This window comes from Mucilaginibacter sp. CAU 1740, assembly GCF_039839285.1.
GTDB lineage: Bacteria > Bacteroidota > Bacteroidia > Sphingobacteriales > Sphingobacteriaceae > Mucilaginibacter.
Genome location: NZ_JBDOQS010000010.1, coordinates 273,793 through 285,617 on the forward strand (window position 1 = coordinate 273,793; position 11,825 = coordinate 285,617).

The 11,825-nt window shown below is 42.1% G+C and carries 13 protein-coding genes; 4 read left to right on the top strand and 9 right to left on the bottom strand.

Annotation, left to right across the window (positions count from 1 at the left end; genetic code table 11):
• Positions 1 to 111 precede the first annotated feature (111 nt).
• From AAFN85_RS21685 to AAFN85_RS21695, 3 genes are all read right to left on the bottom strand, one after another.
• Positions 112 to 594: a dihydrofolate reductase gene (locus AAFN85_RS21685; RefSeq protein WP_347529741.1), complete on the bottom strand. Its 483-nt coding sequence runs from the start codon at positions 592 to 594 to the stop codon at positions 112 to 114.
• A gap of 53 nt (positions 595 to 647) precedes the next feature.
• Positions 648 to 1,013, bottom strand: a complete 366-nt coding sequence (locus AAFN85_RS21690) for a four helix bundle protein (RefSeq protein WP_347529742.1) — start codon at positions 1,011 to 1,013, stop codon at positions 648 to 650.
• A gap of 71 nt (positions 1,014 to 1,084) precedes the next feature.
• A complete protein-coding gene (locus AAFN85_RS21695; RefSeq protein ID WP_347529743.1) occupies positions 1,085 to 1,906 on the bottom strand; it encodes a thymidylate synthase in 822 nt (273 codons plus the stop codon).
• 171 nt (positions 1,907 to 2,077) lie between these two features.
• Here AAFN85_RS21695 and ispE point away from each other — a divergent pair, with 171 nt between their 5' ends.
• Positions 2,078 to 2,878, top strand: a complete 801-nt coding sequence (ispE, locus tag AAFN85_RS21700) for a 4-(cytidine 5'-diphospho)-2-C-methyl-D-erythritol kinase (protein WP_347529744.1) — start codon at positions 2,078 to 2,080, stop codon at positions 2,876 to 2,878.
• 569 nt (positions 2,879 to 3,447) lie between these two features.
• Here the strand turns inward: ispE and AAFN85_RS21705 are convergent.
• The 5 genes from AAFN85_RS21705 to tgt all read right to left on the bottom strand — a co-directional run bounded on the left by AAFN85_RS21705 (position 3,448) and on the right by tgt (position 8,827).
• Positions 3,448 to 4,335, bottom strand: a complete 888-nt coding sequence (locus tag AAFN85_RS21705) for an NAD(P)-dependent oxidoreductase (RefSeq protein ID WP_347529745.1) — start codon at positions 4,333 to 4,335, stop codon at positions 3,448 to 3,450.
• Between the two features lie 3 nt (positions 4,336 to 4,338).
• On the bottom strand, positions 4,339 to 4,617 hold the full coding sequence (locus AAFN85_RS21710; RefSeq protein ID WP_347529746.1) for a LapA family protein: 279 nt from the start codon (positions 4,615 to 4,617) through the stop codon (positions 4,339 to 4,341).
• A 1,019-nt stretch (positions 4,618 to 5,636) separates the two neighbouring features.
• The gene (locus AAFN85_RS21715) at positions 5,637 to 6,539 is read right to left on the bottom strand and encodes an EamA family transporter (RefSeq protein ID WP_347529747.1); all 903 of its coding nucleotides are present in this window, start codon (positions 6,537 to 6,539) and stop codon (positions 5,637 to 5,639) included.
• A complete protein-coding gene (locus tag AAFN85_RS21720; protein ID WP_347529748.1) occupies positions 6,539 to 7,642 on the bottom strand; it encodes an LptF/LptG family permease in 1,104 nt (367 codons plus the stop codon). The genes AAFN85_RS21715 and AAFN85_RS21720 overlap by 1 nt, the downstream gene beginning before the upstream one ends.
• 54 nt (positions 7,643 to 7,696) lie before the next feature.
• On the bottom strand, positions 7,697 to 8,827 hold the full coding sequence (gene tgt, locus AAFN85_RS21725; protein WP_347529749.1) for a tRNA guanosine(34) transglycosylase Tgt: 1,131 nt from the start codon (positions 8,825 to 8,827) through the stop codon (positions 7,697 to 7,699).
• Between the two features lie 224 nt (positions 8,828 to 9,051).
• On the opposite strand from tgt, the gene AAFN85_RS21730 reads away from it, so the two are divergent.
• Genes AAFN85_RS21730 through rsmG form a run of 3 tightly spaced genes read left to right on the top strand, consistent with a single transcriptional unit; the run spans position 9,052 to position 11,385 of the window.
• Complete coding sequence (locus AAFN85_RS21730) at positions 9,052 to 10,173, top strand: glycosyltransferase (RefSeq protein WP_347529751.1); 1,122 nt, start codon at positions 9,052 to 9,054, stop codon at positions 10,171 to 10,173.
• Positions 10,164 to 10,769, top strand: a complete 606-nt coding sequence (locus AAFN85_RS21735; protein ID WP_347529752.1) for a sigma-70 family RNA polymerase sigma factor — start codon at positions 10,164 to 10,166, stop codon at positions 10,767 to 10,769. Before AAFN85_RS21730 ends, AAFN85_RS21735 begins: the two co-directional genes overlap by 10 nt.
• Positions 10,759 to 11,385 (top strand): 16S rRNA (guanine(527)-N(7))-methyltransferase RsmG, encoded by a 627-nt coding sequence (rsmG, locus tag AAFN85_RS21740; protein ID WP_347529753.1) that lies wholly within the window; start codon positions 10,759 to 10,761, stop codon positions 11,383 to 11,385. The genes AAFN85_RS21735 and rsmG overlap by 11 nt, the downstream gene beginning before the upstream one ends.
• Positions 11,386 to 11,480: 95 nt before the next feature.
• Here the strand turns inward: rsmG and AAFN85_RS21745 are convergent, their stop codons facing one another.
• The gene (locus AAFN85_RS21745) at positions 11,481 to 11,723 is read right to left on the bottom strand and encodes a hypothetical protein (protein WP_347529754.1); all 243 of its coding nucleotides are present in this window, start codon (positions 11,721 to 11,723) and stop codon (positions 11,481 to 11,483) included.
• Between the last annotated feature and the right edge of the window lie 102 nt (positions 11,724 to 11,825).

The following is an 11,825-nucleotide window of genomic DNA, read 5'->3' on the forward strand; positions in this document are numbered from 1 at the left end:
TTTGTAATATGTAATAAATTAGTTTATAAGCTTTTTTTAATAAGGCAGCAAATCTAATAAAATTTCGTAAGCACAAAATTTTAAATTAAAACAAAATCATGACAAAAAATGTTATCGTCGCTCGAGCGTGATAAACTTATATTTGTACTTGTTTTTTTCGTCTGGCTCAAAATCTTCATGTTTTGTTTCCTGCCACTCGTCCGGGTTTAACTCCGGGAAAAAAGTATCCCCCTCAAACTCATGGTCGATTATAGTAAGATAGATACGATCTGTAAGCGGAATAGCCTGCCTGTATATCTCGGCTCCGCCAACAATAAAAACTTCGTCCTCTGCCTTGCAAAGCGCCACAGCGGCTTCCAAAGAATCAACCACTTCACAGCCCTCAATGCTGATGGCCTGGCGGGTGATCACAATGTTGCGCCGCTTAGGCAGCGGCTTGCCAACCGAATCAAAAGTTTTACGCCCCATGATCACAGTATGACCGGATGTGGTATCCTTAAAATGCTTCAGATCATTAGGCAGGTGCCACAGTAATTTATTGTCTTTGCCGATGGCGTGGTTTTTGGCGATGGCCACAATTATAGATAGTATCATTTCTTTCAGGTCATTAAGTCATTGGGTCATTAAGTCATTTTTTTGACTTACGCTTAAGCGTTTCCTTTACCAATGAATTTGATGTAGATGTTGAGTTTAATATGAATTGTTTCTAATTCCTTAAGCAGTGATTGATAATCTTCGTCGCTGATCAGGTTTCTTGTATTTGCTTTCTTTAGCCAGCCCTTGGTTTCAATTACCGATCCCCGGCTGAAATAACAGAAGTTTTTATTTTCCTTGTAGTGATAACGACCAAAGCCTTCAGCTATGTTCGCGCCAATTGAGTCAGCTGACCTTGCGATCTGTTTGCCCAAAGTATCTTTTGCAAAGTAATCCCATTTTGCTACTAAAAACCATATCCGATCGCCAAATGCTTCGGATAGGTTATAAACTTCTAAATCTTCAATTCGATTACTCATGATAAGGTTAGGATAGGTAAAACGGGACAAGCAAAAAATGACTCAATGACCCAATGACGCGAAGTAAATGACTATACTGCCACTGCTCCCTTAATATGCGGCCATGGATCATAATTTTCCAGCGTGAAATCTTCATATTTAAACGAGAAAATATCTTTCACCTCCGGGTTGATTTTCATGGTTGGCAGCGGGCGTGGTTCGCGGCTTAATTGCAGGGCTGTTTGTTCCAGGTGATTGTTGTACAGGTGGGCATCGCCAAAGGTGTGTACAAAGTCGCCAAGGTTAAGATCACATACCTGTGCTATCATCATAGTGAGGAGGGCATAGGATGCGATGTTGAAAGGAACACCCAGGAAAATATCCGCGCTACGCTGGTAAAGCTGACATGATAGTTTTCCCCGTGTTTCGCCCTTCGCCGCATCTGCCGGAGCTACATAAAATTGGAACAAGCTATGGCATGGCGGCAGGGCCATCTGGTTAACCTCGGCAACGTTCCAGGCCGATACCATAATGCGGCGCGAATCCGGGTTGTTTTTAAGCTGATTGATCACCTGCTGGATCTGGTCGATATGGCCACCATCAGGTGTTGGCCACGAGCGCCACTGCTTACCGTACACCGGACCAAGGTCGCCGTTTTCGTCGGCCCATTCATCCCATATTTTTACGCCGTTCTCTTGCAGGTAGCGGATATTGCTGTCGCCGCTCAAAAACCAGATGAGCTCGTGGATGATCGATTTAAGGTGAAGCTTTTTGGTGGTTACCATCGGGAAACCATCGTTCAGGTTGAAACGCATCTGGTAGCCAAATACACTTATCGTACCGGTGCCGGTTCTGTCGTGCTTCTGCGCGCCGGTTTCCATCACATGCCTCATCAGGTCGAGATACTGTTTCATTTTTTGTTGGGGTTAGATTAAGGAGACTGAGTTAGAGAAGGCAATTAAGTCGAACTAAAAAATGACTTAATGACCAAATGACTCAATGACCAATTCAAAAGGCAAAGAAAAATAATCTACTTTTGGTTTCCTACTGATGTTGGCAAAAACATCAGGTGTTAATTACTTTGTATGATCTTATTTCCGAACGCAAAAATAAACATTGGCCTCAACATTACCGAACGCAGGCCGGATGGCTACCATAATCTCGAAACCATTTTTTATCCGCTTGATATTAAAGACGCCCTGGAAGTAGTGGCGAGCGACAAGCTTAGCTTCACCTCGTCGGGCCTTGAAATTCCCGGCAGGATGGAGGATAACCTTTGTATAAAAGGCTATCATATGCTGAAGCAGGACCACGATTTGCCGCCGGTAAATATCCACCTGCACAAGCAGATCCCGATAGGGGCCGGACTGGGCGGAGGGTCATCGGATGCAGCGTATTTTATCCGCCTGATGAACGAAGAATTTAAACTTGATTTATCGGTAGAAGAAATGACCGATTATGCCCGCCGCCTTGGTGCCGATTGCGCTTTTTTTATCGAAAACAAACCAGTGTTCGCCTTTGAGCGTGGCGACGAATTTGAAACCATCAAGCTCGACCTATCGGCCTATAAAATTGTGTTGGTAATGCCGCCTGTTCATATCTCCACAAGTGAAGCTTTTAGGGGCGTTGTTCCGGCCCAGCCAAAGGAATCATTATTCGATCTGATCCAGTTGCCGATAGCCGATTGGAAGAAGTATATCAAGAATGATTTTGAAACGTCGATATTTAAAAACCACGCCGAGATCCGCGGGGTTAAAGCTGCCCTTTACGAGGCTGGTGCCATCTACTCCAGCATGAGCGGAAGCGGGGCTTCGGTGTTCGGGATTTTTGAAGGTACACCAGATGTGAAATTTCTGGAAGGGGAGAACGAGGTGTTTTATTGTTGAGGTGTTAATAAGCTTTAAAAAAGGTAACTCACCACGTCATTGCGAGGAACGAAGCAATCCCCGATTAGCAGGTCCGCCCGGTAAAGTTCGCGATTGTTTCGTGCTACCAATGACATAATATAAAATTAAGGTCGTGCTGAACTTGTTTCAGCATCCCACTCGCTAAGCAACCACGCAAAGCAAAGCGGCTACCTGTCCTATGGGGTGCCGAAATAAATTCGGCATGACGACGGTGAGGTATATATCATATATCTCTTCAGATGCCCCCGCTTTTATTGCTCGAAAAGTCCTTTTTGTATAGCTATTATAAGCACCGCTACCGCAAGCGTCCTCGCTTGCGGGCATCATGCTAAGCTCTGCGAAATTGTTTCTGCCTGATAACCTAAACGCAGGCCATAAGCGAGAACGCTTGTGGCAATCAAAGCTGATCCAAAAAATATAAAAAAAGCCGGATGATTTATCGACTTACAAGCAGTCTATAAATCATCCGGCATCTTAATTTAAATCCAATTGAAAATCAAAAACTCTTCAATCAAATAATTCCGAAATCGAACATCCGAAATTCGAAATCAGATCCCCGCATCTTCACTCACACCGCGGCTTACACCTTCCACCCAATCAGCCTCGCCCCAGCCTTTGGCTACGGCCGTTAATAAGCGGTTGTGCACGGTGTTTACAGTAGGCATAGGCATCTCGCTGGTTTGCGATAATTTGAATGCCAGCCGCGCATCCTTATAGCCCAATTTTGATTTGAAGCCAACCGGTTGATATTGTTTGTTGGCAATAGCTTTGCCATAGTTTTGAAAGATGGGAGCGGCAAAAAGTGTCGACCCAAAAAACTCTGAAACCTGCACGCGGTCGAGACCGTTTTTCTCGGCGAGGGTGTAGGCTTCGGCCATCATTTCCATCGAAGCCATGATCATGAAATTACCTGCTATTTTAACCACATTGGCACCGGCGGTTTTGTCGCCAAAATCAATCACCGCCTGCCCGAGCGTATCCAGTATGGGGCGGGCATCTGCCTTTGTTTTTTCATCGCCCGAAATGCAGATCCAAAGCTTGCGTGCGGCTGCTGCTTCTGGCCTGCCAAATACCGGCGAGGCGAGGTAGCGACTGCCGGCTTGCTCATGCAAGGCGGCGAGTTCTTCGGCAGTATCCGGCGAGATGGTGCTCATAGAGATATGTACGGCATTTGGCTGTAGCGTTTTTAAAATTCCGCCGTCGCCTATAACTGATTCTCGCAAAACGGCATCATCCGATAGCATCGAGATCACAAATGGCACCGAGTTGGCCGCTTCGGCCGGGCTTTGACATTTGGTTACGCCTTCGGTACCCAGCTCATCTATTTTTGAAAGTGTGCGGTTGTAAACCTGTAATTGATAACCTGCGGCAAGCAGGTTTTGCGCAATGGGGACACCCATGTTGCCGAGGCCTATAAAGCCGATTGTTGTTTTCATATGTTAGTTGATGTATTCCCTGTCTTCGTCGCTTAGTGTATCGGGGTTGTTTTTGTCGTGAATGGCATCGTGATACCCGCCAATGTCAAACTTTTGCTTTTTGGGCCAGGCCACGATGAGGCCGAGCACGAATCCTGTAACGGCAACCACCAGCATCATCATTAGTTTGGAAACCCTGAAAGTGGAGAATAGAAATTTGAAATAAACCTCGTCGGTATTTTGCATTAACACGATGGTTAGCAAAACTGCGACTACTACAACGACGATTGTTTTAATGCTCATGATAGATCTTGATTTTAGATAATACAATATCCGCTTTTTAAATGTTTAAATAAAACGTCAATAAAATATACACGGCGATGTCGGGATTATCATCGGCTCTTACCGGTGCCGGTGAAGAGGCCTACTCCGTTCGGGTTTTGCGATCATGATGAAAAACCCAGGCATGTCATCTCCTTTCTCAATATCGCAGCCCGATCTCTTTGCCATAAAATCAATCCTGGAATTTTTGTCCGCTTTAAAGAAGTTATACGTCGCTCTGGCTACTCGCTCTTCGCATAAAAAAAGCGTGTAAGGTTGTCGCTTCCCGCCGCGACTTTTTTCTGCTCTTCGGTGATTTTTTCGTCGGATGAGAGTGCTGAAAATCTCTCGAAAAATCTCGTGCCGCATACAAGCAGGAGAGATACCGCGAATTTTATCTAATTCTCATTTTTTAGTTCGTTACACTATGGTAACGATCATCGGGGTACTCCTTAATGTGAACTTTTTAGTTATATAATACTGTTTAAATAACTGATTTTTAATTTTTAATGATGTAAATTTTGTGTTCTATTTTTAATTGCTAATTTTTTTAGTTTTTTGTGATTTTACTTAAATTTACTGACCTTTATTTTTTATTTATATAAAATAAATATATATCTGATTTTTAGTGTTATATTTTATTTATTTAAACCTGAATTTCATTTTTATAAATGAAATTTACCTTTAAAATGGAGTGGTGGCAAAATGGCAGTGTTTTTATTGGTTAAAATTTAAGTACACTAACTAAAAATTGGATTTTGGCACTGTTCGCTCAGGATTGCAGTTTGCGGGCAGAAATACGTCGAAAAATTATAATGGCTTAGAGGGGCTAAAAATGGCTTGTTTTAATACTGGGATTTCCTCTCTTCGGGCAGAAATATCAAGGCGATTTTGGGGTTTGATTTGTGGTTGCAGGGATGAGTTATAAACAGAAAAGCTATCCCAAATGAGATAGCTTTTCTATAGTAAGTACGATTTGATCGGGGCAAAAAAATAAAGGATCAGGCCCTGCTTTTTCTTTTTGAAATTTGAGTCTGCGCTAGCGGGTACAGAAAAATTGTGGACAAAATAAGCAAAGCTCCGCCCCAAAAACCAAGTGTCATTTTATTGATATCGCCAAAAAAAATGAACGACATAATGATGCCATACACCGGTTCGAGGTTGGTGATGAGTGCTACCCGGAACGCTGAAAGTTCGCGCATTACGGATACGCCGGCAACGTAAGCGAGGGATGTACAGATGGTGCCAAGTAGTAATAAGTAGCCTATGTCTGCAGGCTTCAAAAGCATGGCGCGGGTGTAGCCCGAGGTAATAAACAGGTATATCGAGATCCATACAAAGGCACCTGATAACTCATAAAAAGCTATCACCGGGGCTTCTGTTTTTTTAACCAGGCGCGAGTTGATGATAGAAAAAAGGCTTGCGCAAACCGCGCTGGCTAACCCTGTTATTATGCCCTTAGTGTATTGTGTTTCGAATTTGAAAATTAAAATTATGCCGGTGATAATTAAAACTCCGGCCAAAATTTCAAGCTTTGAGATTCGCTTTTTATTGATGAGCGGCTCAAAAATAGCGGTAAATAAAGTGATGGATGAGAGGCAAACCAGTGTAACCGCAACTGTTGAAAGCTTGATAGCCGCGAAAAAAAGCACCCAGTGCGCACCAACAATAGCCCCGGTAGCCGCCATTTTAAGCAGTGATTTCCGATCAACTTTAAAATCGGTTTTGTTGAATTGGAAATATAAAAACAATGATAAAGAAGCGATCAAAACCCTAAACCATACCAATTGCACTGCCGAAATGGTGATTAAAGCACCCAAAATTCCGGTAAATCCCCACACAAAAACGGTAAGATGGAGAATAATTAGGTTCTTATTTAGACTTTCACGGGCTGTTTGCGACATTATTTAGGTGCTTTTAATAACAGGTAATAGCCCAAAGCGCCGAAAATAATGTTGGGAATAAACACCGCTACAAGTGGTGGCATACCTCCTTTTACCGAAAATACCAGTGCAAAACGCTCTAATATAATATAAGCAAAGCATAACAGGATACCTATCCCCAGCGGTAAACCAACGCCGCCACGCACCTTTCTTGATGATATGGAAACGCCTATTAGCGTGAGTACATAAGCAGATAACGGGTACACAAACCGATGGAATTTCTCGAAATAGATCGACTTTAAATACTCTGGCCGGCGAAGTTTTTCCTTGTCGATATTCTTGTTCAGGTCGCTTAATGACATGGCTGTATATACGTTATCATACACAATAAAATCGCTTGGGCGCATATCTAAAACGGTGTCTTTTTGCGGCTGATGTGCAAGGAATTGTTCCTTCATACCGTTAATATATTTAGTCCCGTAATCTTTTAAAGTCCAAATATTTTTTACCGAATCGTACTGGATCTGGGTGGCAATTAACTTTTCACGAAGCGTGTCTCCATTAAATTTTTCCATGATGAAGTTATAACCCAGGTGTGTAGTAGCATCATAATTGGAAAGATAAACAAAGGTATGCTTATCAATTTGCATGTGTACTTCACTTTTTGTAGGGTCATTATCCATCATTCCGTTGGCGTTTTCAAAGTCTATTTTTAAACGATTTGTGTACGGAATAAGATAAACATTGGCAAAAAATGACACGATAAAAATGAGCGTTGAGGCAATAACATACGGCCTTAAAAAGCGGCTAAAACTCGCCCTTCCGCTTAGTATCGGAACAATTTCTGTTTGGTTTGCCATCTTGGCCGTGAAGAAAATTACCGCCAAAAAGTTGATCAATGGCGATAACATATTCAGGTAAAATGGAATAAAACCGGCGTAATATCTGAAAATGATATCGTGCAGGCTTGCATGTTTATTCAGGAAATTATCCAGCTTTTCTGATACGTCGAACACTACAGATATCACCATGAAAATAGCCATGGTGAATATAAAAGTGCCCAGGTATTTTCCGATGATAAACCTGTCGATGATCTTTAAATACCTATGAAAAATAGCCTTCATTTATCGGTTATTTTGTTTGATTTTTTGCTTCATTTGTTTGTGCTTTTCTGGAATTTACAAACGCTGACCAAGGCGTTTTACCATCATGTTTTTCCAGTCGTAAAACTCGCCTGCTATGATTTTTTCACGTGCTTGTTTCACCAGCCACAGGTAAAAATGGAGGTTGTGTAGCGTTGCTATCTGTGCACCCAGCATCTCACCCGAGTGAATTAAATGACGCAAATAAGCTTTGGTATAAGCTTTATCTGCAAACAGGTCGCTGTCTTCTTCAATGGCCGAAAAGTCGTTTTTCCACTTCTCGTTTTTAATATTGATGATGCCGTTTTTGGTGAACAACATGCCATTGCGTGCATTGCGGGTTGGCATAACGCAATCAAACATATCAATGCCCAGGGCTATGTTTTCAAGTATATTTATTGGCGTACCAACGCCCATTAAATAACGTGGTTTATGCTCTGGCAATATATTGCAAACTATCTCTGTCATGGCGTACATTTCTTCGGCAGGTTCACCTACTGATAGGCCGCCGATGGCGTTCCCTTCACGCTCGTACGAAGCAATAACTTCGGCCGAACGTACACGCAGATCTTTATAAACCGAACCCTGTACAATAGGAAAAAGTGTTTGGCTATAACCGTATTTTGGCTGGGTACTATCAAACCTGTCGCAGCAGCGTTTAAGCCAGCGATGTGTCATTTCTATCGATCGTTTGGCGTAGTTGTAATCGCACGGGTAGGGGGTACATTCATCAAATGCCATAATGATGTCCGCGCCAATTACGCGTTGGATATCCATCACGTTTTCGGGCGTGAACAGGTGTTTCGATCCGTCAATATGTGAGCGGAAAGTAACGCCTTCTTCTTTTATCTTACGTACCTCTGTTAATGAGTAAACCTGGTAGCCACCACTATCGGTTAGGATAGGGCCATCCCATCCGTTAAACTTATGCAAACCACCCGCGCTTTCGAGTGTGTTTAAGCCCGGTCGCAGGTATAAATGATAGGTGTTACCCAGTATGATCTGGGCTTCGATATCATTTTTTAACTCGTGCTGGTGCACAGCTTTTACAGTGCCCGCGGTACCCACAGGCATAAAAATAGGCGTTTGTATAGTGCCGTGGTCGGTAGTGATCTCGCCGGCACGCGCCTTCGAAAGCGGATCTTGGGTGGTTAAAGTAAATTTCATTTTGAGGTTGCAAAATTAGCAAAAAAAAGCCTCATCCCCGTTGTTTCCCTATATAAGGGTGCCGGAAAGGTACCTGTAAAGGCATTGATTATTGAACCCATGTTAATAAAGTTGACCACTGTTGAGAACTATTACGTTAATACACTATTAAACTTTAAATTAACGCTGAACCGCCGCCTTAATTTCATCGATTTTTAACAAATTTGCCTGATTATTTTTTTTGTTTGGAAACGTACGTACAAAACGCGCTTTTTATTCTTTTTCAGCTTTGTTTTATAGTTCAGCTGTATTATTTGATAAGCAGGCATACCCGCCTGGCCGGTTATAAACCCGCCGAAGGGCCACCTCCCGAGGTGCTTATTCCGGTATCTGTTATCATCAGCGCCCGTAACGAAGCGCAAAACCTGCAGCAAAACCTGCCCGCTATCCTCGAACAAAATTATCCCGATTTTGAAGTTGTGGTGATAAACGATTGCTCGTACGACAGGTCGGACGAGGTGTTGGAGGAACTTGAAAAGCAGTATGCCCACCTTAAAGTTGTCACCATAACCGAGCACGACAGGTTTAAAACCGGGAAAAAATTTGCACTTACGCTGGGGATAAAAGCCTCAAAAAACGAATATCTTTTATTTACCGATGCTGATTGTAGCCCAGCTTCAGAAAACTGGATCAGCCGGATGATGGCCAATTTTTCAACCGGTGTTGAAATAGTTTTGGGCTATTCGCCTTACACCAAAAGGAGGGGATTTTTAAATGCCTTTACCCGTTTTGAAACTATTAAAACCGCTATCAGCTACTTATCCAGCGCCTTAGTTGGCGATCCGTACATGGGTATTGGGCGTAACCTCGCTTACACAAAAACGTTGTTTTTTAGTGAAAAAGGCTTTGCTTCGCACATGCACGTACTATCTGGAGATGACGACCTGTTTGTTAACCAGCACGCTACAAGTAACAACACTGTGATAGAACTAAACCCCGAAACCTTTGTATATACAGAAGCTAAAACTTCTTTTAAAGCATGGTTTAGGCAAAAAAAACGACATATGGGTGTAGGCAAGCTGTATAAAAACCAACACAGGCGTATGCTTAGTTTTGACGCCATAAGTGGTTTCATATTTTATATTTTGCTAATATTATTCCTTATTTTAAGGTATGAGCCTGTACTGGCATTGGGTTTGTGCATTTTTAGAATGATATTACAACTGGCCATTTATAATCGTATATTTAAAAAACTTGAAGCAAAAAGCCTTTATTGGTATTTCCCCCTTTTTGACATTATTTATTATATGTACTTAAATGTTTTTGGAACGATCGGTACCTTTTTAAAAACTAAACAATGGAAATAAACGCCAATTTTACCGAAAATGCTAAAAATGATTTTCACCTGGTGGTAAAAGCGCGCCAGGGAGATCAAAAGGCTTATGCCGATTTAATGCACCGCTATAAAGATTCGATATACTTTATGGTGCTTAAAATGGTAAACAACAAGGAGGATGCAATGGATTTGACCGTAGAAACCTTTGCAAAAGCATTTGAAAAGCTTGAAAAATATCAGCCCGATTTTGCTTTTAGTACCTGGCTTTTTAGGGTAGCTACCAATAATTGTATCGATTTTATCCGGAAAAAGAAGCTCAATACCATGTCTATCCATGGGATGATGGATGATGAAGGCGATGAAAAACCGCTGCAAATTAAGGCTGATACGCTCAATCCGGAAGAAACTTCTATCAAAAAACAACAAACCCAGGAGCTAAAATCGCTTATTGAAAGTTTGCCAACCCGTTACAGAAACCTCATTACTTTAAGGTATTTTGATGAGCTTTCGTACGAGGAAATCGCTCAGCAGCTGGATCTTCCGCTGGGTACAGTAAAGGCACAATTGTTTAGGGCGAGGTACCTGCTTGGTAATATTATTAACCGTTTCAACCGGGATGACATCTGAAATAATTCTACAATATTTTCCTGATTTAAGTACTGAACAGCTGGCACAAATTGAAAAACTGCCCGGCTTATATGAACATTGGAACAGCCAGATCAACGTAATTTCGCGCAAGGATATCGATCTTTTGTTTGAAAGGCACGTGCTTCATTCGCTCGGAATTGCAAAAGTTATGACGTTTTTGCCGGGCGAAAATGTGCTTGATGTAGGCACAGGCGGAGGGTTTCCGGGCATTCCACTCGCCATTTTATTTCCCGAAACACAGTTCCATTTAGTTGATTCTATCGGCAAAAAAATTAAGGTAGTAACCGAAGTTGCTGCTGGTTTAGGTTTGAAAAATGTTCGCGCATCACATCTCCGCGCCGAGCAATTGAACGAAAAATTTGACTTTGTTGTATCGCGCGCCGTTACCCAATTAAAGGATTTTTATCCATGGGTAAGGGGCAAATTCAACAAACAATCCAACAATAAATTACCTAACGGTATCCTTTATTTAAAAGGTGGCGACCTTGCGCAGGAGATCAAGGAATCGGGACTACAGGTAACACAATATCACCTTAAAGACTACTTTAAAGAAGAGTTTTTTGAAACAAAACAAGTGATATATGTAAAGGGATAATCCTATCGTTTACCATCAATTTTAGATTTTATAAGCACGCAAAGGCGCTAAGACGCAAAGTTTTTCTTAGCGCTTTTGCTGTTTTATGCTGAAGATTATATCAGATGATCATGATGTTGATTGTCGGTACGTGACGCTGCCCAGAACACAAATCCCAGGAAAAACAACGCGCCGCCCGCAAAAACAGGAAGCTTAAATGTCCAGCCGCCACCCATCCCCGTGGTGATGATTGAGCTGCCTGAGCTATCCACCGCGTTAATGGTCGATCCGTAAAAAAAGTTACCGGCAATAAGAGCTATCAGCCCCACAATTGCTAAAATGATACCAAACCTTTTCATATTATCAAGTTTAAAAATTGAACGAAAGCAGGCTAACGGTAAGGTTAAGGAAGTATAATTGGTACTAATATTACAAAGCGCAATGGTATTTGTTTGCTTTGT